Genomic DNA, 26,199 nt, shown 5'->3' on the forward strand with positions numbered 1-26,199 from the left:
CGTCAAGAAAAGACGACGTCGATGGCCGTGATTCGTCGCTGTTAATCGAGCAGATGATTGGCCCATGGTACCTCGGACGATCCGAAGCCAACCCGGCCCAGAATCGGAATCGAGGTATAGCGGGCGATTTCGGCCGCATTTTCGTTTGCCGAGGCGTCAAGATTTTCCGATGTGTCGCAGAGCACGATGCCGGCCGGAGTCATGCCACCGTGGATCGCAGCGGCGCAGGTCGCCAGCGTCTGGTGGATCACCCCCAAGCGGTTAGTGGTCACGATGATCAGCTGGACTGGAGCCAGTTTTTTAGCCAAATCGAGGTTCAAGATGCCATCGGCAAGCGGGCTGAGCAGTCCTCCGGCGCCTTCAATGATCGTGACGTCGAATCCGGTCAACCAGGGTTCGGCGGCATGATGCAGTAGGTCGGCGTCGACGGTTTTGCCTTCGGCGGCGGCGGCGCGGGTCGGAGCGAGCGGGGCTCCGAAGCGTTGCGGACAGACTTCGGCAAGCGTGCGCGGGTTTCCGGCGGCGTTCCACAAATTTCGAGCATCGGCGGCAATGATTTCAGCACCGCTTTCCTCCGATTCGGCATGGCAATCGCTTGCTACCGGCTTGTAGACGCCGACCTGCATGCCAGAATGTCGGTAGTGCTTCGCCATCGCACACGCCACGAAGGTTTTTCCCACATCGGTATCGGTACCGGAAATAAACAATCGGCGTGCGGGTCGAGTGCCCGCCTCGGATGACGGCTGGGTTGTCGTTGGTTGAGTTGGATTCATGTTTGCCCCTTTTAACTTTTGGATGCAGTGCTCGTGACACGCAACGTCAAACTCGGACTCGTGCAAATGAAAGACGCTGGCTCGAAGTCAGCGATGATCGAAAACGCTTCAAAGTGGATACGCGAAAGCGCCAGCCAAGGAGCTCAGATCATTTGTTTGCAAGAGTTGTTTAATGGACCTTATCCCTGCCAGAGCGAAGATCATCGGATGTTCGATTTGGCGGAAACGATTCCCGGCGAATCGACCGAGGCGATGGCGAAACTCGCCAAGGAGCTCGAGGTGGTCATCGTCGCGCCGATCTTCGAAAAACGTGGCCCTGGACTCTACCACAATACCGTCGTGGTGCTCGATGCCGATGGGTCGATGGCAGGCGTGTATCGAAAAATGCATATTCCCGACGATCCCCTGTTCTACGAAAAGTTCTACTTCACGCCAGGTGACTTGGGGTTCCGGCCGATCGAAACTCGATTTGCCAAACTCGGTGTTGGCATCTGCTGGGACCAGTGGTTCCCCGAAGCGGCTCGCTTGTTCGCGCTCGCCGGTGCGGAGATCCTGCTGTATCCGACCGCGATTGGATGGATTCACGAGGAAAAAGAAGAGTTTGGCGCGGGCCAACGAGATGCGTGGCAAACCACAATGCGAGCTCATTCGATCGCCAATGGGATTTGGTTGGGGGCGCCAAACCGCGTCGGGATCGAGGACAATTTAGAATTTTGGGGCTCCAGCATCATCGTCTCGCCCCGCGGCGAAGTGGTTGCCCAAGGCGATCAAAACGAAGGGCTGCTGATTGCTGATTGCAACCTGGACGAGATCGACGTCGTCCGCACGCATTGGCCGTTCCTTCGCGACCGGCGAATCGATGCCTACGGCGGGCTGCTGAATCGTTGGAACGCCGATCCGCCATTTATGCGACCTAGCTGAGCGGTCGACAGAGCGTTTCAGGTAGGGCCGGTTCCGACCGGCCGTGCCTCGCAAACGAATTGGCCGGAGGGAACTATAGTGATCTGAGCCGACGGCGCTACCGCTCGTTGAATTAGTGAGCCGTGACGCGTGAGCGGCCGGGTTCCACGCATTACCCGGTGCCTTACGACCCACGGCTCACAAAAGAATCGACGTTTCACCGGTAAATACTGAACGACCTGCTTAGCTGTTGCCGTTGTCCGAATCATCCAAGCCGTAGTCTTTGATTTTCTTATGCAGTGTGTTGCGGTTGATGCCAAGCATCGCCGCGGCTTTCGTTTGGACGCCGCCGCAAGCCGACAAGACTTGCACGATCAATTCTTTCTCGACTCGGTCCACTACCAGACTGTGAACGCCTCCGTCGTTAGCATCCGCTTCCCCGAGTCCTTTCATCACGACTTCGCGAGTCAGTTCGTTCATGTCACCGATCGGTTTTTCGGTGCCAACGGCAACGTCGGGGTTGGTGACGCAAAGCGGCAGCAGGTCGAGTGTCAATTCGTCGGTTTCGGACATCACGACGGCGCGCTCGATATAGTTTTGCAGCTCACGCACGTTTCCGGGCCAATGGTAATCCTGCATCGCTTCGAGGGTTCCCGGTGCGATGTGGACCACGTAGCGGTCGTTGATTTCGTTATAGTGTTCCAGGAAAAAGGAAACCAAGGCCGGGATGTCTTCGCGGCGGCGACGCAGTGGTGGAATTTCCACAGGCACCACGTTAAGTCGCCAATAAAGGTCTTCGCGGAACCGCTCTTCGCGAACTTCGTTCATCAGATCGCGATTGCTCGCAGCGATAATGCGAACGTCGGTATTGAAGGTGCTGGTATCGCCCACCCGTTCAAACTCTTTCTCTTGCAGCACTCGCAGCAGTTTGACTTGCAGCGTCAGCGTCGTGCTGTTGATTTCGTCCAGAAAAATCGTGCCGCCCTGGGCCGCTTCGAAACGACCGGCACGATTGGCAACCGCACCGGTAAACGCACCACGGACGTGGCCAAACAATTCGCTTTCAAGCAGACTTTCGCTCAGAGCGCCACAGTTAACGCGGACAAAGGGGGCGCCGCTGCGGTGGCTCAGTCGGTGAACCGCACCAGCGATCAGCTCTTTGCCGACGCCGGTTTCGCCCAGAATCAATACCGAAGCATTGCTCGGGGCGACGCGGCGCGTGATGCGATAAACCTGCTGCATCGCTGGCGAGTTGCCAATGATGCCCGCGATCGGTGGCTCTCCGGGACCGTTTGGGGATATGCCGAGCATCGCCATTGAAGATACGTTGGTGTTTCTTAGTCCAGCGACAATCGCCGTTCAGAGCCTCTACTTATAAGATATCTTCGACGCCGCCTCGTCTTGGATCTCTAGAAAAACGCTTTCGTTTCCTAAAAATAGCCTGCCAACTCCATTTTGGGTAGCCGCTAACTCGAGGAGGCGGATGACCGCAAAACCCAGACGTGTCCGACACACGTGAGTCTACTGATTGGCTCTTCGTTGTTCCAACGCGCTGATACCGGTTTGACGGTAAAGTTCGCGATCCAATTGCGTCAATTCAGGCAATCGAATGCGAAGCGCTAGCGAGTCTAACAGTTCCGCGAATGCTTGCGGTGACGACGGTTGATCTAGCATCCAACGGGTCGCAGCGGACCAGCGATCGGAGTTAATGGGGGTGACAACGTCACCATAAAAAACAATGGGCACTTCCTCACCCACGGATTGCCGGCGAACGCGATCGATCAACTCAATCGGTCTCGCATCGGCCAAGTTTGTTTTGCTGACAATCAGCCGCAGATCACTGCTGGCGGCAACCGCTCGCTCGGCTCCGGCCACCGAGTGTGCAATCATCACCGAGTAGCCAAGCTGTTTCAAAATAGTTTCTTGAGCCAGGATAATTTCAGCACGGGTTTCCACCAAAATTGCCGTGGGTAGCGAATTGAGCGACGCCATCTCCTGCAATGTTTTGAGTACCAGGCTGCTGCCTGGGTAGTCGCGGACGGTGTCGATGCCAGCGATCACGGACGCTGCTTCGTAACGAATGCGTGGCTCGGCTGAGATCGCAGCGATGACTAACGGCGATGGATTCGGCGCGGCGGAAAGCAACAAATCGTATCTCTGGGAAGTATCCGGTAAGGAACCGATCAAACGCAGCACGCCGATTGCGGCAGGAACATCACCGCTATCGACCGCATTGGAAAGGATGCCTACCCACGAAGCCGTCTGCAGCGTCGGCGCGAAATCGTTCATGAACGTTTCAATTTGTTTTTTGTCTCCCCAATCCGGATCCAGGATGAGGCGATAGTTCAGTTCGGCTGCCAAGACTTCATTAGCGACCTTGATCGGAAGCGACCCAATGCGACGCAAGCGTGATGCCGCATCTGCAGCGTCGCGATAGGCAGCAAGCATGGATTGGACTTCGCGAAAATCGACGCTCGTGCGGTCGTCATTCACGCTCCAGAGGATACGCGATTGAAAATCGTTGTCGACCAATTTTGCTATCGACCGTTCGCGTTGCAGTTTGTGAGTTAGATAGTCAATGCCTGCGGCGGAATCGATCGCTGTTGCCGACAAACTTTGTAGGCGTGTGGTGGCAAAGGCGATCTCGTCCTGTGTCGAATCGGACGCCAACAATGCGGTGACTAATTCGTTGGTGACCGCGTTTTTGTCGATCCGCACGAGGGACTCAAGTGCGGCGAGTCGTTGAGCCGGGGCAGCGTAAAGAGCAAGTTGCCGCAACGCTTGAACTCCACCGTCCCCCAATCGCAGCATGGTTCGCAAGATGTCGTCGCGAGGTGCGGTGGGCGAAGGCGATACGGCGCTAGCGACCAATACTTTGATCGCAGGGTTCCCGCCGGCCAGCAGAGTTCGTACCGCATCCAAACGCGTGTCGACGGAAGCTGCATCCAGGTTGTCTACCGCTGCGATTAGCCGCTTTTCTGATTGCGCGACCGACGTCGCGGCTTTGGATAGTTTTTCGATAAAAGTCCGCGCTGGCTCTTCGAGTTCTTCCGAGCGAACCATGCGTAGCCGCAGTGCAGGATCAATCTGGCCAGCCATCGCGGCCATCACGGACTCGTTGATTTCACGCGATGCGGCCTCGCTGAGCAGCGTGTTGGCTTCACTCCAGCGACCGATGCGGACCAGTGCGGCGACCGATTCGGCAAGCTGAATATTGCCGCGACGCGCCTTGATTTGCAGTTGCTCGCTCAGAGGATCAGCGCGCTGTTCGCTTTCGGCCTCGCTAACCGCCCCGGGTGCTGGGGCTTCGCCAAACAGGGGGGCTTCGGCAGGGGCACCAAACAAATCGTCTTGAGCAACGAGGTTTTCGTGCCCACGATCGGCCAAAACCAATGCGGCAACCAGGATGAGCAGGACGGCGGCGCGGGAGTAGCTGAGCATGAGAACCGTAGGTGTTTGCAGGAGGACGCTGGGCGACACCTCCTCATGATAATCAAGAAAATAGGCGACATCACGCCACGCCGCGGATCTCGCGATTGGCCCGACTCTGCGACCTGTCAAAAAGGTTGCAAAGAGTCATTCGGCACAACACGATCCGAGCCGAGGGCGCTGAACGCCGCCTTTTTGCAATCGGGCAAAAGAGGGGATTACTGGGGCGCATCAAGCGACTGGATCAACTGCTGGCGGAATTCCCATTCAGGTGACCTCTCGCTGGCGGTGGCCAATCGGTCAATTTCGCCCAACATCCATTTGCGATAATTCTCTTGATACGCTTGTGCCTCCTCGTCGCCTGGAAGCGATTTTGGCTTATCACGTGCGTCCTTCGCACGTTGTAATTTCATCAGTTTGCGGTCCATTTCCAACGCACTGGCGAGAAATTGTTCGGCGAGACGGGCTTGCTCGCGTGATGGATCGCTGTGTCGTGAAACGATAGCGGTGGGGATGTTTCCTTCGATCGAGGCAATCCCATGGTCATGAGAATGCCGCATGGGGATCGTGAATGCCCAGACAAGGATGCCACTTGATACCGCGATGGAAAGCCAAATCCAGCGCATGGGAAGGCGTTTCTCGGGGGGCGAGGGTAAAGTCGTTTCGATTGTTTCGGGAGTCATGCTTTGATACACAAGAAGCGACAACCATCTGGATGCTGTCGCAGGGTTATTTCGTCAAAATGGTTGGTAGATTATTCGCGATTTCTTCGAAGATCGCTTTGAGCTGTTCACCGTTATCGGCGTGATAGTGTTTACCACCTCCAGCGGCAGCGACTTGTTGCATTCGTTGTTGATTTGCGCCGCTACCAAAAGTCACCGTGTGAATCGTGAGCGGATAGTTGGCTGCAAAGTAATTTGCCACGGTAAGCGGATCGGTACCGCGGTTGTGGTTGCCGTCGGTCATCACGACCATCGTCTTGGCGGCGTAAGGACGTGCTGCGGAATCCAATAACGCTTGGATACCGGATTGCATTCCGTCCCCAATCGCGGTGCTACCGCCTGGGTCGAGGCCATTCACGGTGGTTCGGATTTCGTTAAAGTCTTTGACGAGCCAGGCATCCAGCGACCCGCTCGACGCGTAACTGGCGACCGAAACTTGTTCTTCTTGGACGGTCGTATCCAGCACGTTTAAAAACGCGTCAACCGCGACTACCAATTCCTGCCAAGGCTGCATCGGGCAATTGGGCAGATTGAAAAAGTCTTGCCAGGCCCATTGGTTGTACGTCATCTGGTTATAACCAGAGGCATAGTCATAGGTCGTTTCGGTTTTTCCACTTTTACCTTTCTTCGTTTCAACCGTTTTATTCATGACGCCGGCGGCCACTGCGGCATCTTTGACTGCGGTAGAGTTGGGATCCATACCCTCTGGCCAATTGAAGTTCAGATTAGGGACCATCGATCCGCTGCGATCAAGGATCAGCGAGATGTCGCGGTCGACCTGCATGGCCACCGATTCTTGTCGAGGGCCAAAGTCACTTGCATTGAGCATGCCGGGGATGACAAATGGCACACGACCTGATAGCGATCCCGTATCACGACGCCCGTTGACACGAATTGCGCTGGCGATCAATGTGCCGCTTTGCACAGATGCAGTAGGTAGCTTTTGGAATTCATAGCGCCCCGTCAAACCGCTTGGCTGGGTGGTGACGCCGAATTCGATTTCATTAGCGGAATCTTCGCTGCGGATTTGCAGCGGTTGCCCGTCCACATTGTTTAGCGCCGCAGTGGCAATAGCAGCGGCCTTCGCCGCTTCGACGGTTTGATGTTCGCTGAATGCGCGACCGCCCGCACGTGCCGCAGCATCGGTAGCGACCATCAACTCGGTTCGGTTCAATTGCATCTGGGCGCTATTGATACAGAATGCGGCAAGCAACGCCAATACTGGTAAGACCAACGCCATCAGCGCAAATACATTCCCACGCCGTTGTCGATACGATCGCTCAAACGATAGGGTGAAAATGCCTGGCGAGGTGCGATGGAAAAGTGATGTGTTCATGGTCGTTATCGCAGCGAGATACGAAAGGTGTGATGTAGGTTGACTCGATGAATGGAGACGGGGTTGGCTAAGAGCTATTGTTCGTAGAAGCCTTCGTAGCGTTCCGTTTTCATTACCGCAGTGGTGTCGATTGTGGTGTTAGGCAAAAACATAGGGGTGAACATGGCAATCGCCTGCAAGTCCACACTGACAGTGACTGTAATCGTGGGAGCATCGAAATTAACATTGCTGACCGTCACCTCGTAACCGCTTTCATCTAACATCGAGCCCATAATGCGGTCGGCTTCGGCGATCGCCTCTTCTCGAGTTGCTCCCGGTACCATCGCCATGCGCGCGGCGAAATACGCCGCATCTTGAGCGAGATTGCGGGCCATGTTCATCCTCGCAAATTCCATGCAAGTAAAAATCATGACGAACATTAGATTCGCCACGATTGCAAACTCCACCATTGCAGCACCATCGCGTTTTTGACGCGGTCTGCGAGGAGGGGGGGCGGTTCGAGTTCGGGGGCGTTTCATGAATGTGGCTACAGTGGAAAGAGTGAGTTACCCTTCGGCGTGACGTCTATTTTTTTCCGAGATTCTGGTATTCTTTGCGCATCGTGACGCTCGTCGTCATGGTCAAGTCGGTGAACATTCCTGATGGGACCAACAGGTTGCCAGCACAGGGAACCGTGACCGTGATCGTGACGTTTTCAAGCGTGCCGGCGTTGTCGAACCCAGGGGAACTGTACGTAACCGAACTGCTGCCGTTGTGTTGGATGTTTCGCTGATCTAAAAGCTCGATGACGCGAGTCGTCGCATCACTATTGGTGTAACCACGGCCGACACCTCGGCGGGCGCCTTCATAAGCAGCAATCGTGATCGATTCACGCAGAAACAACATCGAGCAAAGATCAATCGTGCCCATCGTTAGTACGAATAATACCGGGATGCAAACCGCAAACTCCACGGTTGCAACACCGCGTCGAGCTCGTCGTCGATTGCCCCACACGCCGCGACGTTGAGGTCGCGAAACGCGTTCGGGGGTGGTGCGTGGTTTAAACATGGTTGCGAAAATCTTGAGGTTTAGGCCGGTTCGGGAAGCCTTTGATTCCGGCTCTATAGGAAACCTAGCTCGCAAAACCCAAAGAAGCGGAAACTTAATTGGAAAAATCCCTTGTCTTGCCGCGTTTCCTGTGCATCGCGAACATGACATGCATCCTGGTAACGCGTCAAAAGGGCATGAATCACGTGCTTTTCTGTTCAAAACATGGCGGCGCACGCCCACGTTCTATTACGTTTATTCAAGTCATTTTCTTTGAGAATGCGGCAACCCCTACGCACACAAACGCGATGCACATGCAATTCCCCATTTTTCGTTGTAATCGATAAATGGGTGAACCCTAAGCGACGCAAAACGGTCTACCTTAGTGTGTTGAAGACACTAACTAAGAGGCAAGTATGAGCGAACACTTTCGCGAAAACGGATCGCTGGCACTGCTGACCGACCTCTACCAGTTGACGATGGCGTACGGCTATTGGAAGACGCATCGGCACGATCAACAAGCGGTTTTCCATCTCTTCTTTCGCTCGAATCCCTTCAACGGTGGGTACGCGATTGCTGCGGGTTTGGACCCGGTGCTTGAAACGTTAAATGACTTTCGGTTCACAACCGAGGACATCGCGTATTTAGACTCGCTTCGTGGCAATGATAACCAGCCACTGTTCTTAAAACCGTTCCTGAGCTATTTGAGCGTGTTGCGGTTGAGTTGTGATATTGACGCGGTGCCCGAGGGAACCGTGGTCTTTCCGCAAGAACCGTTACTGCGAGTGCAAGGGCCGATTTTGCAATGCCAGATACTCGAAACGTTGCTACTAAATGGCATCAACTTTCCGACGTTGATTGCCACACGAGCGTCGCGAGTCTGCTATGCCGCGATGGACGACACCGTACTGGAATTTGGGCTTCGACGAGCACAGGGAATCAACGGCGCGATGACGGCTAGCCGTGCTGCGTACATCGGCGGATGTCATGCGACAAGCAACGTGTTGGCTGGAAAATGCTATGACATTCCCGTCAAGGGCACCCATGCACATAGTTGGGTGATGTCATTCGAAGATGAACGCGAATCATTTGAAGCTTACGCGAGTGTGATGCCGAATAATTGTATCTTTCTGGTCGACACCTACGACACTCTGCAAGGTGTTCGCAATGCAATCGAGGTTGCTTTGCAATTGCGGAAGCACGGCCATGAAATGATCGGCGTGCGATTAGACTCCGGCGACATGGTTACGCTCAGCAAACAAGTTCGTGCAATGTTTGACGAAGCGGGATTGCCCGATGCCAAGATTGTCGCCAGTAATGATCTTGATGAACACCAAATTCAGCTGTTCAAACAACAAGGGGCAAAGATTGATATTTGGGGAGTCGGCACCCGATTGGTTACGGGGTACGAACAACCGGCACTGGGCGGCGTCTACAAACTTTCGGCCATTTGTGACTCCGACGGGCAATGGCACAACCGTGTCAAATTGTCCGAGCAACCAATCAAAGTATCGAACCCGGGAATCCAGCAAGTTCGGCGGTTTTCAATTGACAACCAAGCGGTGGCAGATGTGATCTATGATGTTCGGGATTTGGCGAGCACTTCGCCACGCCGGGTGCCGATCGGCAAGGACCAAGTTCAAGAGATACACGGTGATGATTTTGACGGCGATTGGCAGTGTGAAGATTTGTTGATTCCCGTCATTAGTAACGGAAGTCGTGTGGGCGAATCTCCGACGATTCATCAGATTCGTGATCGAACGGCGTGCCAATTGCAAATGTTTTCTAGCGACGTTCGCAAATTGGTGGATCCGGCGGTCTATCCCACAGGATTGGATGTGCAACTATTTGAAACCAAACGCAAACTGATTGCGACGGCATCGCCGTTTCATGATTGAAGTTCATTTCACGAAGAGATTTTGTATGCCGTATACCTACAAACATCCACGTCCCTCGTTGACCGTTGACTGCGTGGTTTTTGGACTGACCGGTTCATCGCTAAACGTCTTATTGATCCAGCGTGCGAATCCGCCTTTCAAAGATCAGTGGGCAATTCCTGGTGGTTTCGTTGATATGGACGAAGCACTCGACGATGCGGCTCGCCGTGAACTGCAAGAGGAAACCGGGATTAAGAATCTGTTTATCGAGCAGTTGTATACGTTCGGCGGCGTCAATCGTGATCCGCGGGGACGTGTCGTTTCGGTTGCCTACATGGCACTAGTCCGCCAAGAAGATTGCCAGCCCAAACACGCCGACGATGCGGCAGATGCCGATTGGTTTCCCGTGGGGTCGCTTCCCAAGTTGGGGTTTGATCATCAAGAAATTTTGAAGATGGCGCATGATCGAATCCGTAGCAAAGTTCAATATCAGCCGATCGGATTTGAATTGCTGCCGCGCAAATTTCCGCTGCGTGACTTGCAGCGACTTTACGAAATCATTTTGAATCGCGAGATCGACAAGCGAAACTTTCGTAAAAAGATGTTAAACATGGATGTGTTGGAAGAGCTTGACGAGTTCGAGCAAAACGTATCGCATCGCGCAGCCCGCATGTATCGATTCAATCGCCGCAAGTATCAGCAACGTTTGAAGGAAGGGTTCCACTTTGAAATCTAAACACGAGGCCTTGATCCTTGTCGATATTCAAAATGATTTTCTGCCAGGCGGTGCCTTGGCGGTCGCCGGGGGCGATGAAGTGATCCCGGTAGCTAACCGATGTGTTCCGGAATTCGATAACGTGATCACGACCCAAGACTGGCATCCAACGAACCACTCAAGCTTCGCCAGCAACCATCCGGGGCACCGCGTCGGCGATGTCGTGAAAGTGGGAGATGTCGATCAAGTGTTGTGGCCCGATCATTGTGTCCAACTTTCGGAGGGCGCCGCGTTTGCCGATGCCCTGGAGATCCGCTGTGACGTCGCCATTTTTCGAAAAGGCACCGACCCGGCGATGGATTCCTACAGCGGGTTCTTTGACAACGGTCACAAACACGCCACGGGACTTCACGATTATCTCCGCGAACATCAGATCAATCGTCTGTTCATCATGGGGCTCACGACGGATTACTGCGTCAAGTACACCGCACTGGATGCCGCGATGTTGAATTTCGAAACGTCGCTGCTGATCGACGGATGCCGCAGTGTCAGTCACCGCCCCGCTGATCTCAAAGACGCGATCGACGAGATGAAGGCGGCGGGGGTGCAAATCATCCACAGCGATGAGATATTCTCTTGATCATCAAAGATGGTCTCGCTTGAGACCACTCACGAAGGGGTTGCCGCGATAAAAGAATCTCAGTCGCTCGTCGATCGCCTTGCTGATCCCAATTCGCGGTGTGCTGTGGACATCGCGCGCAGGCAAAGGGGACCTTGGGTGAGCAATCAAGATGTTTTTGTCGGTTGTTAAATCGATTCCGTCATCGTCACGGTCCACGGCGAGGGCTTGGCAGAGCATCGCGGGACCGCGAGTCAAACGTTTCAGGTCTTGCGTTTGACGGTTGCTTTGCAAGTGCTGGATTCCCCATTGTGGCTGAATCGCGCGGATCAATACTGCACTTCCGCGTCCCGGGCTTTCCGTAACGGCATTCATGCAGTATTTCGCGTGAATCGGATAGACATACAATGTGCCAGCGCCCATAAACATCGACGCGTTGCTTCGGGTTTTCCCACGGGCACTGTGGCTGGCGGGATCCCCGTCGGCCAAATAGGCTTCGGTTTCCACAATGATTCCACCGACCCATTGACGATTCGTACGTCGCACCAGGCATTTGCCAAGCAATTCTCGAGCGACGATTTCAGTCGGCCTTGAATAGAACTCGCGAGTCAAACGGTCTTTTTGAAGTGGCAATTTATTCATGACAAATAACACTCGTGCCTTCGCAGCACGTTGGATCTTTCCCGTTTCGCGTCCGCCTATTCATGGTGGATGGGTCCGCATGGATCGTCAACAGATCGTCGAGGTGGGGCAAGGACCGGCACCCACCGATGCCGAGGATCTTGGGGATGTCGCGCTGCTGCCGGGATTGGTCAATGCGCACACGCACCTCGAGTTTTCCGATTGCGACGCTCCGATCGGCGAACCCGGCGTTGCACTGTACCACTGGGTCGGCCAAGTCATCGCAGCACGTCAAACGACCACGATACAGGCAAAAGCTGCTGCGATCGGTAAAGGCTTGAAGGAATCGTTCGATGCCGGTGTGAGTCTGGTCGGTGAAATTGCGACGCTTCCGAGTGAATACCCAACGCAGTCTGATTTCTCACCGCAAAATCAATCCCCTGAACTTATCACGTTTGCCGAGACGATCGGGCTGTCGCAACAACGCGGCGATGAGCGTTTTGGGCTCACTGAGCAACATATTCACACTCAGCTCGGCGGTGGCATTAGTCCCCATGCACCTTATTCGACATCGCGTTCGCTAATCAACCGATGCGTTCAATTGGCGTGCCAAACCGAGCGTCCGCTTGCGATGCATGTCGCCGAATCGCCTGCCGAACGAGAGTTATTGTGTGGTGGATCGGGACCGTTTGCCGAGACATTGAAACAGTTGGGCGTTTGGGATGTATCGCTGTTCCCGTGGGACGGTCAACCGTTTGAGTGGTTAATTGATCTGCTTGCGCTGGCACCCTACGGCTTGCTGGTGCACGGCAACGACTTTCAAGATGACGAAATTGCGAAGATCGCCAATCACCCGTCACTAAGTGTTGTTTATTGCCCTCGAACGCATCACTTTTTTGGATACGAACCCCACCCTGTTCATGAGATGCTTGGCCGAGGGATTCGTGTTGCCCTGGGAACCGATTCCCGTGCCAGTAATCCCGATTTGAATCTCTGGCGAGAAGTTCAGTTTCTGTTGAAGCATCGTCCCGACATCGATCCCGAAATGGTGCTTCGCATGGGGACGCTAAATGGTGCCGATGCGATGGGCAAAGCTGATCACGGAAGGTTGCAACAAGGCAGCTACCCACACGTCAACAGTGTCCCGACGGCGGCCGCAACGCTCGAGGGCGTTTACGCGGATTTTGCCGAACATCCTCTGCGACGCGTATTTTCAAAATAAAAGGGCGGAATTAGCTTTCGGCCCAGTGGCAGAGTTAAGCCGCTCGTTTGACGTCATCTTCGACGCTGACGGTTCGCTGGATTTCGGGAGCCGAAACGCGTGCACGTCGCAGTTCACGAATTTTTTCGGCATGCTCATGAAGCTGGCCTTCAAGGTCGCGAATCCGATGACCGGCTTTGGCATTGGCGTCGAGACTGTCTTCCAATTCTGAATTCACACGACGAAGGTGTTCCTGCAGTTCGGCGAATTGAGTCTGCAGACCCTCGTTCTCGGAACTCAATTGATGTGATCGCTGAAGTTGAGCTTCAAGCTCATGAATCGTCGAATTTTGCTGATCAATCGTCGCTTGGATCTTGCTGCGTTGATCGAGGGTTTCATCGAGTTGCTGTTGCACATCCTCGAATTGATGTCGCAGTTGGCTGAAGTCTTTCAGTTGGCTCTTCAGCGAATCGAGTTGGTCGGTTTGAGCCGCGATCTCTTCACGACGTTCTTCGTTGACACGGCGAAGTTCTTCGAGTTGACCATTGGTGACTTGTAGTTTTTCGCGAATCGATGCCGACGTTTCGACTTCATTTTTCAATTGTTCGGTTTGATTGGCAAACTCGATTTTGGACTTCTCGAACAAGGTGATTTCTTGTTGAAGTTCTACGATCGTTTGCTTTGCAAAAACGAGTTCTTCGGCGGATCGCTGCAAGTCAGCGAACTGCGATTGCATCTGCTCGAACTCGGCTTGCCGAGGACGAATCGAACCACGCAGTTGGCTGTTCTCATCCGCAAGCAGTTTGATGCGCTCGGAGGACTGTTCGTTGTGGACCTTCGCATGCTCGAGCTGCGTTTTGTGCTGTTCCATCAATATCTTGCTTTGATTGGATTTTGCAGTTGCTTGCTCCAGCATCATGGCGGTTTGTTCACGTACCGCTGTCAATTGTTGGATCTCAGCCACATGCCGTTCTCGTTCGGACTGCAATTCGTCCAGTCGCAGAGTGGATTCAATCAATTTGGATTTGTTTTGATCCCATTCATCCTGGCGGCTATGCAGGAGCGATTGCGTCTGGGAAAGTTCGGTCGTCAATTGTTGGATTTGCGTGAGACTCTGTTCTCGCTCGGACTCCAGTTCGTCCAGCAGTCGTGTGGTTTCGGACAGTTGCAATTGCGTTTCGCCAAATTCACTCTGTACCGCACTTAAACGTGTTTGTGTTTCCGCAAGATTCGAAGTGGATTGTTCCAGTTCGGTTTTGGTGTGTGTCAGTTCGAGCTTAATTTGCTCTAAGTCCGCGGTCGCAGTGCCCGAAGCGAGCAATTGTTGCTGTAGCTGGCTGATTTCGCTTTCTTGGCTTTGCAGCGTCTCGGTTTGACGTTCCAAGTCAATCATTGTGCTCGACAGTCGTTGTTGCAGTTGCACCAATTCACTTTGCTTGCCAGCGACAACGCTCTGCAGTGGTGCCAGTTCGCTCAATTCGTCTTCGAGGCGAGCGATTTCGGCAACTTTCGTTTGTAGCGATTGTTGAAGTTGGTCTTGGTGAGCGATCGCTTCAGCAATCGCGGCGTCTTTTTGATCGAGCTGTTGTTGCAGCAGTTGGACGTCACCGCCTGTTCCACTGTGCTGTGCTGTCAGCGTTGCAATGGTATCTGTGTGTTGTTGATTTTCTTCGGCAAGTTCTTGCTGGATCGCGATGAGTCCAGTGACCTCCGCTTCCTTTTCGCTGAGCAGTCGCTGTAGCGATTCGACGCGATCACCCGTTTCACTGTACTGAGCGGTCAGCGTAGCAATGGCGTCCGTGTACTGTTGGTTCTCTTGGGCGAGTTGTTGCTGGGTGTCGATCAGTTCAGCGACCGCTGCTTCCTTTTCTCTGAGCAGTTGCTGTAACGATTCGACGCGATCACCGGTTTCACTGTACTGAGCGGTCAGCGTAGCAATGGTTTCCGTATACTGCTGGTTCTCTTCGGCAAGTTGTTGCTGGGTGCCGATTAGTTCGGCGACCGCTGCTTCCTTTTCGCTCAGTTGTTGCTGCAGCGAGTCGAAACGATCACCCGCATCGCTGTGCTTGGCGGTCAGCGTGGTGATGGTTTCCGTATGTTGTTGGTTTTCTTCGGCGAGTTTTTGATGGTGGTCCATCAATGCCGCGATCTCAGTTTCTTTGTCGCTTATTTCCTGCTGCAATGCGGTGAAACGCTCTTCGGTCTCACGTTTCTCTGTGGTGAGTGTTGCGATCGTGTCTGCTTGCTGTTGGTGTTGTCCAGCAAGATCATCATGTTTCGCTGTCAACATGGTGATCTCCGCATCCTTGTCGCTCAACTGTTGCTGCAGCGATTCGTAGCGATCACCCGAATCGCTGTGCTGAGCGGTTAGCTGGTCGATTGTTTCAGCTTGGGCATCGTTTTGTTTGACCAGCTGGTCGTAGGCCAATTTTTGCTCGGCCAATGCGACTGCGGTTTCGGCGAGTTCCGCACGCAATGGCAAGAGTGAATCGAGTTCTTCGCCAATCTGATCAATTCGCGATTGCTTGTTGTTGATTTCGTCATCAAGTTGGCTGAGACGTTCTTGTTGTGTTCGGTTTTGCTCGTTTACGTCGCTAAGTTGCGTTGTGAGCTCAGCGATGTTGGCGTCACGCTGTTGGATCTCTGAGATCCGAGTCATCAGTTCTTGTTCGAGATTCTGATTCGTCTCCGCAAGTTGCTGATAACTTGCTTGAGCGGACTCGAGTTCGTGGCGCAAATCCATCGTGGTTTGCTGGTTCGTCTCGGCACGCTCGTTTTGTTGGTCGAGCAACTCGGCGCGTAACCTCACTAGCTCGTCATTGAGCTGCTCGTGGGTTTGATTTAGATCCTGGATTTCCTTCGCTCGCGTTTCGTTTTCTTGACGCGTTTGCTGGATCTCGGCATCCATTGCGGAGCTGTTTTGCAGAACTTCTTGAAGCTGAGAAACAAGTAGTTCGTTACGACTGAGTTCTTCGTCCAAGCGAGTGGTAGCCTGGTCGCGTGCTGCAACGAGTTCGCTGGATTCACCGCTGGCACTTTCGATCCGAGCTTGGAGTTCCGCGTTGCGCGCCAGCAAACTTTGGTGTTCCGACGAGCGGCAATCGAGCTCGCTGGCTTTCGCGTTTAGCTGTGATTCGAGATCGGTGACTTGTTGCTTATGCTGACGAACTACCTCTCGCGATTTGAGGTAGCGGTCTTCGGTCTCACGCAGTCGTTTGCGTTCTGAGGAACTGTCGCGATACCACAACAGGTGTCCCACGAAGAGGCCTGCGAGCAGAAACGCAAGCATGGAATAAGCAGTCGGTAGCCCAAAGAACTCGATCATCTTCGATTCCAAATGGAATAGCAAACATAAAGCCAACGAACGCGGTTGACGCTGGAACGCGGTGACGAGTTATCACGTGAACGTCCAGCTCTAATGGCTTTATCAAGAAGCTAGCCCCCCTGTCGACCTTGATTTCCGAGAAATTTTGCCGTGAGGTCGGGCTCGACGTTTAGACGTGACGAATGAAATCAGCGGCAAAGCTGCGTATTTCACTGCCATTGAGCACGTGCACCATCCGCAGTTGTTGGACCTGTTCGTCGCTGAAGGAGTTCAACGGGACATGCACCAGCCGTTTGTGATGCCGCCGCGCCAATCGCTGCCACCCAGAACCAGGCGGTAGCGGTGATAGCAAAGCAATCTCGCGTCCGCGTGAATGCAAGCAAGCTGCGGCAATCAGACGTTCTTCGAGTGTCTCGGCGTAGTCGACTCGAGGGTCGACCCAGACATCGGGAATGACGACCGGCGGATACAAGAACAGGGCACCACCATAGATGCTCAGTCCGATTCCAGGCCCCACCATCTCTTCTTGGTAATTGGTAGCAAATAATGCGAGCGTCGATTCTTCGCTGTGTTCGGCAAACCAGGTGGTTCGCCACGGGTACTTTCGTGGATCAGCGGGCGAATCGAACAGCATGACACAAGCGTCGAGCACGCCGCGGCTCGGCGGCACAACCTTCACATAGATTTGTCGTTCGTACCAATGACGCAGTGTGTCACGGATGTCGATGCCGTCTTTGACGCTGGTGGTGAATTTTTCGGTCTTGGCAAGGTCGTTGCCGATGATCGCCTGAGCACGGTCAAATACGCGGGTGCGGAAATTTTCGATGCGAGCATCTTCGGGTGGATAGCTGCAATGGCTGTACGGATTCCATTTGTATTTCCACCGTTCTTTCTCAAACTTGGTCGCCCGACGCTGCAATTGAATGGTTTGCCACATCAGCGGCGGGCCTGGCAATCGGCTGACCAGCGAATGCGTTTCTCCGTCAGGCAGGCGAGCTTGGTCAATCCCCAAGGTGACCTCGGGTAGCGGTTCACCTTCGTCCTGCTGTGGCGATGGTTCCCGGTTGCCGTGTTGGTAGGTGTTGGCCAGTTCGGCGACGTGCAAGGCAAACTGATCACCAAGGATTTGTTTTGCCGCCGTCACAATCGTGACCAAGTCGGGCGTCATGCGGCGATGGATCAGCGACAGGTTACGGATGTATTGCAGGCACTTCGAAAGCAGCAGCGGTGTGACCCGGCGAGCACGATTGCCGAGTTCTTTGCGATAGCTATCACGAGCCGCGATCAACAATTCTTTGACACCATCAATTTGGATGTTGTCGTCGTTTTCTAGTTCCGATCGCGCGCGTTCATACAGTCCTGTGATGAAGGGCAATTCGCCATACAGGAACATCAGCGTGCGGTCCTTTACGGCAAAGCGTTCGGCCGGTTGCACGACATCATGTTCGGGTAAACTGATATCGGCCGACATCTCGTTGCGCGAGCTTTGCTGAGTCGACGGTGACAGTTGGTTGTACGCTTCGCGAATCCATGGCCAATGCAGCACGCTGCACACAAACAGCGTTCGCTCGTGACGTGTCTCCAATTCACGAAGTCGCATCGCCATGTGCACGATCCGGCTGCGGGTTTGGTGGTCCGGCGGACGAGCGATGCTGGGCAGCAGTGCGGCGGCAAAAATCTCGGGTGCCACATGTCGCACCGCATAGGGATCTGGCATCACGGTGGAATAGGGGCAAAACGGATCGGTTTCCAGGTCGACGTAGGCACGTGGCAGATGTTCGCCCATCGCCGCTCGGATCGCCATAATCACGGGTTGGCAAGGATCGATCGGCACATAGCTGGTCGGCGGCGTTTCAGGATCCTCATCCTCTTCATTCGAAGCTTCGGACTCGTTTTCATTCCAGGGGCCCTGAGACCATTCCGAGCGAAACTCGCTGGCGGCGAAATCGGGTTTCGGAGGCTGCAGGACAATCGACGCACGAGGCAGTTCCAACACGCCCGCTTCGACTGCTTCGCGGAACGATTCCGGCAGCGGAACCGCTAGACAATCAAACGAATACTCCAAAAACCAACGGCGAACCGTTAACGCAAATTGGCCGCTGCCATGGATGATCGGCAGGACTGCGAGTCGTGGACTGATCCTCAGCAGAGCTGGGACGTCGTTCGTTTCAGAAAAATTCAAGGAAAGTGCTCTTTTCTAACGAACCAAAATGATCTAAATTCGTACCCACGTCGAAACAATCGGGTTTATTTAGGTGGGATGCCCAATGGAGCAATTGCTCTGGCAACCGATTATTCCCCTCACTTCGCCCGATTCACTTTTCCATATTTTTCGACAATCGTCATTCTCAAAAATGCAGTTCCAATTGGAACTGCGTTTTTTTTTGCCGTTCATTGAAATTGCGATATTGCCGTTTTTTTCAGTAAATCAAAACCCGAAGCGTCAGCGAGGGACCGATTCGAGCGAGAGATTCCCTCGCAAACGCTGCGGGTTTTTAAATCATTCCAGCGTGATCTAAACCGCCGCTTCGCTGGCCGTCGCCAACACGTCGGTCGTCTCTTGGCAGAGATATTTTTTAGCTGCATCCGCGACCGCTTGCTGGTCCACTTTGCGGAACCGCTCCAGCAGATCGTCGGTGCTGGCGTACTCGTTGCGGATCAGCCATCGGCTGCCGACACTGGACAGCCGGTTGCTAGGCCGTTCGCTTTGCATGATACAGGCTGCGGTGGCCTTGTTCACGGCTTGCTCGAGTTCCTCGCTTGTGACCCCTTCTTCGGCGGTGCGGCGAAGTACATCGGCCATCCATTTGCGGTTGGCCTCCATCTCGCTTGGCTCGCAAACCAAGTAGGCGAACCACGCGCCGCAGTCGGTGAATTCTTGGGGCCACACCGTCGCTGCTTCGGCGCGTCCGGTATCGATCAAGTCCCAGAACAGCCGGCTGCCTCCTTCGTCACCCACGATCGAGGCCAGGATGCGTGCCGCGTAGCGATCTTCGCTGGCCATGCTTGGTCCTGGACTCATCTGCACGAAATAAGCTTGCGCGGCATCTTCGATGTCGAGTTCCGCGTCCAACAAAATCCCGTCTGGCAGCGTTTGCGGGTCGTCTGCTTGCGGTTCGGGCTTGCTAGGGCGGTCGGCCCAATCGCGGGTTTGATCTTCGACCGCAGCAACCAACGCATCGAAGTCGACGTTGCCCGTCGCAGCCAACACAATGTTTTCGCCACGGTATCGGCGATTGAAATAGTCACGCATCGTCTCGACACGCATCGATTCAATCGACTCGCTCGTTCCAAGCACACGGCGACCGAGGCCTCGCGGGCTAAAGTGACGCTCCATGACGCGTTCGAAGGCGCCAAACGGAGGCTGGTCTTCGTACTTGGCGATCTCTTCCAAAATCACTTGTCGCTCGGTTTCAAACTCGCCGGCGTCCAGTGACGGGCTGAGCATATCAGTCAGCAGTTCGATGATCCGGTCTTGAAATTTTGGCAACACGGTGGCGTAGTAAACCGTTTGCTCTTCGGTCGTGTAGGCATTGCTTTGGCCACCGAGTTCGTCGAGTTCGCGATTCACATCGGCGGCAGATCGCTTCTGCGTCCCTTTGAACATCATGTGTTCTAGGAAATGGCTTAACCCCGATTCGATGTCGGTTTCGTTGCGAGAACCTGCGCGAACAAAATAGCCTATTGCCGCAGAATAACAGCGGTTATCAATCTCCGCTGCAATGCGGAGGCCGTTGGCAAGCGTGTGGTGTCGGAACTGCGCCATATTGAAATTGAACTTTAGGAAAGCGGGTTGAAGGAGCTGACAGCGGCGACCGGAAATTATTGCGGTGCGGAAAGCTTTTTGGGGCCGAGCGTCACGATTCGATAGTCGCCCGGAGAATGGTCCAACCAATAGGATTTGACCTCGTCAAGCGTCAACGACTCGATGATCTGTTCCAGTTCAGCCGTGGTTAGCACGCGGCCGAGTTGAAAGTAATCCGAAGCGATCGACGATGCACGTGATGCGCTCGATTCTTGTTCCATGATCAAGTTGCTTTGGATGCGTACCTTCCATCGCTCGAGTTCATCGATGCGGAGGTCCTCGGTGAATTTTTTGAATTCGCCGAGCGTCACATCCAAGGTTTGCTGGGCCCGTTCTGGTGTGGTTCCGGCGTAGCCAAACACCGCCCCCAACTGCTCGAGTGAATGACAGCCTGCGGTGATCGTGTAGCAGAGTCCACGTTGTTCTCGCACTCGATCAAACAGGCGGCTGCTCATTCCGTCGCTGAGAATCCCGATTGCCGCACGCAGTTTGAAGTAGTCGGCGTGCCCAAAGGGAATTCCGTTAAAGGAAAAACCGATGTGCGTTTGACTTGAGGGAGAATCGATATGCTCTTGACCAGCGGTGCCTTCAAACTTCGCCAGCGTAGCGATCTCGCCCGACTTCCAGTCGCCAAAATTCTGTTTAGCCCAGCCCACGACTTCATCGATATCCAACTTGCCTGCGACCGCCAAGATCGCACCGCCTGCGTGATAATGCGATGTGTAGAACTCGCGAACATGATCCGGTGTGATCTTTGCCAAACTGGTCTGCGTGCCGTGGCTGTTGCGACCGAGTCGTTTTCCGTATTGCATCTCACGCAACCGAATCATCACTCGCTGGGTCGGTTCGTCTTCGATCGCTCGCAGTTCCTGCATCGCCATCAACTTGGCATCGTCGAGCTGATCGGCGGGCAAGTGGGGGCGACGCACGATGTGGGCATACAGCTCGAGTGCGGCCTGTAGCGAATCCGCGGGCATCGATCCGCCGTACGAAACGGCCGAGGTCGAAACGCCGGACGAACGATCCATCCCAAGATTGTCTTGGACCGCGACCAGATCGCGGCTGCTGTAATTTCCCGCGCCGCGCTGGACCATCTCGCAAACCATCGACGCGAGTCCGGCTTCGTCATCCGCTTCGGCGTTGACGCCGCCTCGCAACGATAACGAAAACGCTGCGGTTCGCAGCCATGGCATGGATTGAACAAGGACCGCCATCCCGTTATCAAGTTTTTCGATATGGATGGATTCGGTCGAGGTAGACAACGTATTCAGGGCAATCCCTTCGAGGTGAGTTTCAGATAGAGCGTCGGATCAGCTGAGCCGGAAAGGTAGTTTAGGTTCGGGCGAGATCGATCGAAACGACATCGACCGTTTGTACTCGACCAATCAACGTGTGGACAAGTGCGTCGTCGATCGCGATCTTCATGAATTGGCCCGCTTGGCGACGATTGCCGTCGAAAACAACGATTCGGTCACACGGCGTACGGCCGACCATTTGCACGACATTCGCCTCGGGGTCCGCTTTCGCCGCCTTCTTGCTCGGACCTTCCACCAGCACCTCGACGACGCTGCCCACCAATTTCAAGTTATCTTCTTTGGCGATCGCATCTTGGACTGCAAGCAACTCGTTGTTACGGCGGACTTTGACGTCGTGCGGAATGTCGTCTTCGAGTCGTTTGAAAGCCTGCGTTCCTGGGCGCACGCTGTACTGGAAGATAAAGCTGTTCTTGAATCGGCAACGCTCAATCAAGGCGATCGATTTTTGAAAGTCTTCTTCGGTTTCGCCACAGAAACCCACGATGAAATCGCTGCTGACGGCGGCTTCGGGCAATATCCGTTCGATTCGCTCGAACATTTCCATGTAGTCGGCGATTGTGTAGCCACGCTTCATTCGCTTCAGCACCACGTCGGAACCGCTTTGTGCGGGAACGTGAAGGTAAGGCGAGCATTTGGGCAAATCACGCACCGTCGTCAACAACCGCTCGGTCATGTCCTTGGGATAGTTCGTCACAAATTTGATGCGATCGATCCCGTCGACCTCGTGCAGTTCTTCGAGCAGCGAAGACATGTCGGTGGTTTGATCGCCATCGCGATAGCGGTAACTATTGACCGTTTGGCCCAGCAGCGTGATTTCGCGACATCCTTGTTCGGCTAAAATGCGAGCTTCGGACAAGATTTGGGCGGGTGGTCGTCCTTGTTCGGGACCCCGCGTGTTGGGCACGACACAGTAGGTGCAAAACTTGTCGCAGCCGATTTGAATTCGCAGATAAGCCTGGAACGGCGTCGGCCGCATCGTCGGATCGCGGAGCGGGTCAAATGTTTCATGGCTTCGCGCGATCGTCGCTTGCGATCCATCGGTCCGCGATAGGGAAACAGCGAGCTGTCGCCCTTCGCCGCGACCAATTCGCTGCAATAACTCAGGAATCGTGTGCAATTGTCCGGGGCCAACGACCATATCGACATACGGAGCACGTTTGAAGATTATCTCCTGGTCCTTCTGCGCCATGCATCCCATCACCCCGATCATTTTGCTAGGGTCGGCTTCCTTGGCAGCACGGATTTTGCCTAAGGCACTGTAAATCTTGTCCTCGGCAAGCTCGCGAACGCTGCAAGTGTTGTACAGCACGCAATCGGCATCCAAGGGCGAATCCACGACGGTATAACCGTGTCGCTTCAGGTCGGCGATAACCATCTCGCTGTCAAGCACGTTCATCTGACAGCCAACGGTGTGGATAAAAACTTTGCTCATGTCTTCTTTTTTGATTTCTCTTTTTCGGTTTTGCTGCCAGCGTCTTGGCTGCGCTGCACGAAGGATCGGAGGGCGTCGGTCAGCCGAGACCGGCGACGATGGAGCCCCGAAAATAATAGCATTGCCGCGATTAACGAAAACACGAGCCACAGCACGACGGGTGGCGATAAGCGGATCTGGCTAATTTCTGCGAACATGCCATTAAGATACCCGCATGTCCATCCCGTGCGGTAGGCATCTTCGCTAGTCCGATGCCCCTTGCGAAGCCGAATTTACGGGTTTCGCAGTGAAAATCGAGGCGATCGCCAGAGAAATTAGGCTCTGGCGGGCAATCAGGCCAGGATTCCGCCCCAGCAAAGAATGGTGGGGAGGGAGTTTCCGGTAGCAAAATCCGCGAAGGGCTTCGAGCTGGACTCGCTTGGGTCGGAAAGTCTCGGCGACTTTCGCTACGGTCTACGACCGAAATTAGCGGCCCACTAGACCCTTTGCGGCCGGCGTGATGATCTGGCCAGAAAGGGGCATCCAGTCGCACTGCTCGGGATTTGCCTTGTTTGCGACTTCGATGTAGCCCTGTTTGTCAAAATAGAATCGGTGCGGTTTGGCATCCTCGGTCAACTTGATCGTCACACGAAACGTGTTCTTCACTCGCTTGAGCGGTTCGAGAACCGCCGTCAGACCCAACGGAGCAATATCGGTCACCGTCGCTTCGGTCACCGCAGTTTCAGTGCGAAACCTCACGAAAAAGGACCATTCTTTGGCGTCGCCCACTTCGACGGTACCCAGGTCCAGCCCTTGCGAATCAAGCTCAGGACCGTGAAAGACCAACGGTTTACCGATCGTTCCACTGACCGGCAGATCGATCCACTCGGTTTGCGTCGTCTTGGTATCGAGCACACAAACGCGAATGTTCTCTTGGAAGGCCCCCGTGCGATTGGTGGGCGAACGATATTTCACATTCACCTTGTAACCGCATCGTCCTTGCAGCGAATGCAGATCGAGCGGCTGAAGCGGTTCAGTCGCAACCTCGATCGCTCCGCTGGATGTTTCGGTTTCCAGAATGACAAAGTCATCAAACACCTGGCTGTACAGCACGCACGAGGCTTCGATGGGTTTGTCGGCGCTGCCTTTGAGGTGGATGAGCGTGTCGGAGTTAACGGCCCATGCCGATCGCACTTTTCCTCGCACGGTGAATTCGATGCTCGGTTTTCGAGGGTCATTGGTTTCAATGATCGCGACCTGCTCATATTGGTCGCTGACATCTTCGCCGACATTCCAGACCAAGGTGACGGGGCGGGATTCGCCGGGGGGAACAATGCGGTCTTCGATTTTGGCAACGGTGCATTTGCAACTGCTGCCTGCGGAGGTCAGTAAGAGTTCGTCTTGTCCGTCGTTATAAATGACGAAGTCGTGAGTTGCTCCTTGGGTTCCGGGATCGAGCAATCCAAAATCAAATTCCGTTTGCTCGACCTTGGCGACTGGGTTCTTGCTCTTTTTCGCTTCTGCAATCTCCTTGGCCTCGGCAGCAAGCTTCGCCAGGATCGCGTCATATTCAGCGCGGCGATGATCCGGGACGCCGTACGGTTTGTACGTTGTTACCGAACCAAGCACGATGGCAAGACCAAAGACGCTCACAAGTGCCAAGTTGCCAAGCAGAATGCGAAGACCAGTCGAGCGGAAAGAAAGCATGGAGAGGATCCGTTGTCAAAAGCAATCTTGTGCATGAAAGAACGGGGATGAGGTCTGGTGATTCACCATCACTCATCCCCGTCGTGTCTATTCCGACCAAACGCGGTTCGGTCGAATTGTTTTCAGAAGCAACCGAATTAGTTGCTTTCGAAGGTGCCCTTCAGTGTGGCAGCATCGATGAACAAACCGTTGAACATTTCGTTCGGCATCAATTCCACTTCGCTGTCGGCGTAGCCACTGATTTGAGAATCGGAAGCAACTCCATTGGCGAATTGGAAGCCTGGGTTCAAGTAACCGTCGCCGTTGCGACCATCGTAGAACTGTTTAACCGAACCGTCTGCCATCAAGATGTTGGCGATGCCACCGTGTAGAGCCAACCAGTCGCGGGTGTCTTGAAGGTAAAGGTTGTTGCCACCTTTTCCGGTAGGTCCTTTGTTCGTTGCACCGGTTGCGGTGCTGTCAAAGTCAAAGCAAGCTGCGATCGTTGCATTGCCTTTTTCGCATCGCATTTGAGCAGCGATAGGAAGCGAAGCGTCGCCAGCAGCGGATTGCTTTGCCAACGAAATCGAATCCGAAGAGTTAACGTAGGCAGGGCCGTCGTTGAACGCTTCGGTCAACAGCATGCCTTGAGGCAATAATTCTTCGCCGTTGCTGTCGGTAATCGAAACCGTCAAAACCGCTTCGTCGATGTCGCCAGGGCCAGCGTCACCAAGCAGAGCGATGCTCGACGATGGGATTCGGCTGCCGTCAATAATCGACAATTGGATCGGACCGTAAGTGCCTTCGCGTTGTTTGAAGTCGGTTTGGTTGGCCGAGCGAGTGCTCAACACGATGCCTGCTCCGGTACCTGATGTCAGCGGAGCGTTGCGGACAAGGTGATAACCAGCCGAGTAGTTGGTGTTGTAACCTTTTTCGAGGAACTGGGTTCCAATGTGTTGAGCACGTTCAGCCGAGTTGGCTGCCAAGGCAGGAGTTGCACCAAAAATTTGGCGGCAAGAGCCTTTGTTCAGACGAGATGCGGTGGTGCCCTTGCCGTTGGTGGTGTCGGTCCCTACCAAGTCATTGAGTTTTTCCGAGCCTTTGCCGCCGTTACTTGGGCAAAGCATGTCCGATGGAAGTGCGGCACCGGAATTGACGAGGTCAGCGACCCAGCCGTAGGTGTCCATGCATCCGTCGCGGCGATAATCGCTCGCGCCGGTGCACAAGCGGCCGACTTGGTCGCGTTCAGCGTAGGTCAGAAGACCGATGCCAAATTGGCGAAGGTTGTTCGAGCAAGTGCTGCGGCGAGCCGCTTCACGTGCTTTGGCGAGTGCGGGAAGCGCGAGTGCCGCCAGGATCGCGATGATCGAAATGACAACCAGCATTTCGATAAGAGTGAAGCCTTTTTTCGACATTTTCATTCGTAAAGTTCCTTGT

At 54.3% G+C, this 26,199-nt stretch carries 20 protein-coding genes; 5 read left to right on the forward strand and 15 right to left on the reverse strand.

Annotation, left to right across the window (positions count from 1 at the left end):
• Positions 1-41 precede the first annotated feature (41 nt).
• On the reverse strand, positions 42-773 hold the full coding sequence (bioD, locus tag SH528x_RS03430) for a dethiobiotin synthase (protein WP_442509135.1): 732 nt from the start codon (positions 771-773) through the stop codon (positions 42-44).
• Between the two features lie 33 nt (positions 774-806).
• On the opposite strand from bioD, the gene SH528x_RS03435 reads away from it, so the two are divergent.
• A complete protein-coding gene (locus SH528x_RS03435; protein ID WP_442509136.1) occupies positions 807-1,694 on the forward strand; it encodes a carbon-nitrogen hydrolase in 888 nt (295 codons plus the stop codon).
• A gap of 222 nt (positions 1,695-1,916) precedes the next feature.
• Here the strand turns inward: SH528x_RS03435 and SH528x_RS03440 are convergent, their stop codons facing one another.
• From SH528x_RS03440 to SH528x_RS03465, 6 genes are all read right to left on the reverse strand, one after another.
• Positions 1,917-2,990, reverse strand: a complete 1,074-nt coding sequence (locus SH528x_RS03440; RefSeq protein ID WP_442509137.1) for a sigma-54 interaction domain-containing protein — start codon at positions 2,988-2,990, stop codon at positions 1,917-1,919.
• Between the two features lie 204 nt (positions 2,991-3,194).
• Complete coding sequence (locus SH528x_RS03445) at positions 3,195-5,114, reverse strand: hypothetical protein (protein ID WP_442509138.1); 1,920 nt, start codon at positions 5,112-5,114, stop codon at positions 3,195-3,197.
• Between the two features lie 206 nt (positions 5,115-5,320).
• Positions 5,321-5,785: a hypothetical protein gene (locus SH528x_RS03450; RefSeq protein ID WP_442509139.1), complete on the reverse strand. Its 465-nt coding sequence runs from the start codon at positions 5,783-5,785 to the stop codon at positions 5,321-5,323.
• 46 nt (positions 5,786-5,831) lie between these two features.
• Positions 5,832-7,160 carry a vWA domain-containing protein gene (locus SH528x_RS03455; RefSeq protein WP_442509140.1) on the reverse strand — a complete coding sequence of 443 codons (1,329 nt, stop codon included), beginning with the start codon at positions 7,158-7,160 and terminating at the stop codon, positions 5,832-5,834.
• A gap of 74 nt (positions 7,161-7,234) precedes the next feature.
• A complete protein-coding gene (locus SH528x_RS03460; protein WP_442509141.1) occupies positions 7,235-7,609 on the reverse strand; it encodes a TadE/TadG family type IV pilus assembly protein in 375 nt (124 codons plus the stop codon).
• A gap of 115 nt (positions 7,610-7,724) precedes the next feature.
• Positions 7,725-8,207, reverse strand: coding sequence for a TadE/TadG family type IV pilus assembly protein (locus SH528x_RS03465; protein WP_442509142.1), 483 nt, complete (start codon positions 8,205-8,207; stop codon positions 7,725-7,727).
• Positions 8,208-8,602: 395 nt separating this feature from the next.
• Here SH528x_RS03465 and SH528x_RS03470 point away from each other — a divergent pair, with 395 nt between their 5' ends.
• From SH528x_RS03470 to pncA, 3 genes are read left to right on the forward strand one after another with little or no spacing between them, the layout of a single operon-like run.
• Positions 8,603-10,084: a nicotinate phosphoribosyltransferase gene (locus tag SH528x_RS03470; RefSeq protein ID WP_442509143.1), complete on the forward strand. Its 1,482-nt coding sequence runs from the start codon at positions 8,603-8,605 to the stop codon at positions 10,082-10,084.
• A gap of 25 nt (positions 10,085-10,109) precedes the next feature.
• Positions 10,110-10,799 carry an NUDIX hydrolase gene (locus SH528x_RS03475; protein ID WP_442509144.1) on the forward strand — a complete coding sequence of 230 codons (690 nt, stop codon included), beginning with the start codon at positions 10,110-10,112 and terminating at the stop codon, positions 10,797-10,799.
• A complete protein-coding gene (pncA, locus tag SH528x_RS03480; protein ID WP_442509145.1) occupies positions 10,789-11,418 on the forward strand; it encodes a bifunctional nicotinamidase/pyrazinamidase in 630 nt (209 codons plus the stop codon). The genes SH528x_RS03475 and pncA overlap by 11 nt, the downstream gene beginning before the upstream one ends.
• A 3-nt stretch (positions 11,419-11,421) precedes the next feature.
• Here the strand turns inward: pncA and SH528x_RS03485 are convergent, their stop codons facing one another.
• Entirely contained in the window at positions 11,422-12,039 is a 618-nt protein-coding gene (locus SH528x_RS03485) for a DNA-3-methyladenine glycosylase (protein WP_442509146.1), read from the reverse strand.
• Here SH528x_RS03485 and SH528x_RS03490 point away from each other — a divergent pair.
• Positions 12,038-13,240: an amidohydrolase family protein gene (locus tag SH528x_RS03490; RefSeq protein ID WP_442509147.1), complete on the forward strand. Its 1,203-nt coding sequence runs from the start codon at positions 12,038-12,040 to the stop codon at positions 13,238-13,240. The two genes, SH528x_RS03485 and SH528x_RS03490, sit on opposite strands and share 2 nt — an antisense overlap.
• Positions 13,241-13,274: 34 nt before the next feature.
• On the opposite strand, the gene SH528x_RS03495 is transcribed toward SH528x_RS03490, so the two are convergent.
• From SH528x_RS03495 to SH528x_RS03525, 7 genes are all read right to left on the reverse strand, one after another.
• Positions 13,275-16,544 (reverse strand): hypothetical protein, encoded by a 3,270-nt coding sequence (locus SH528x_RS03495; RefSeq protein WP_442509148.1) that lies wholly within the window; start codon positions 16,542-16,544, stop codon positions 13,275-13,277.
• A gap of 169 nt (positions 16,545-16,713) precedes the next feature.
• Positions 16,714-18,726 (reverse strand): hypothetical protein, encoded by a 2,013-nt coding sequence (locus SH528x_RS03500; RefSeq protein ID WP_442509149.1) that lies wholly within the window; start codon positions 18,724-18,726, stop codon positions 16,714-16,716.
• A 333-nt stretch (positions 18,727-19,059) separates the two neighbouring features.
• Positions 19,060-20,310, reverse strand: coding sequence for a M16 family metallopeptidase (locus SH528x_RS03505; RefSeq protein WP_442509150.1), 1,251 nt, complete (start codon positions 20,308-20,310; stop codon positions 19,060-19,062).
• A 56-nt stretch (positions 20,311-20,366) separates the two neighbouring features.
• Entirely contained in the window at positions 20,367-21,611 is a 1,245-nt protein-coding gene (locus tag SH528x_RS03510) for a M16 family metallopeptidase (RefSeq protein ID WP_442509151.1), read from the reverse strand.
• Positions 21,612-21,681: 70 nt separating this feature from the next.
• Positions 21,682-23,097: a tRNA (N6-isopentenyl adenosine(37)-C2)-methylthiotransferase MiaB gene (gene miaB / locus SH528x_RS03515; RefSeq protein WP_442509152.1), complete on the reverse strand. Its 1,416-nt coding sequence runs from the start codon at positions 23,095-23,097 to the stop codon at positions 21,682-21,684.
• 465 nt (positions 23,098-23,562) lie between these two features.
• Positions 23,563-24,783 carry a DUF1573 domain-containing protein gene (locus SH528x_RS03520; protein WP_442509153.1) on the reverse strand — a complete coding sequence of 407 codons (1,221 nt, stop codon included), beginning with the start codon at positions 24,781-24,783 and terminating at the stop codon, positions 23,563-23,565.
• Positions 24,784-24,920: 137 nt separating this feature from the next.
• A complete protein-coding gene (locus SH528x_RS03525) occupies positions 24,921-26,183 on the reverse strand; it encodes a DUF1559 family PulG-like putative transporter (protein ID WP_442509154.1) in 1,263 nt (420 codons plus the stop codon).
• Between the last annotated feature and the right edge of the window lie 16 nt (positions 26,184-26,199).

Source organism: Novipirellula methanifontis, assembly GCF_052161655.1.
In the GTDB taxonomy this organism is placed as follows: domain Bacteria; phylum Planctomycetota; class Planctomycetia; order Pirellulales; family Pirellulaceae; genus Novipirellula.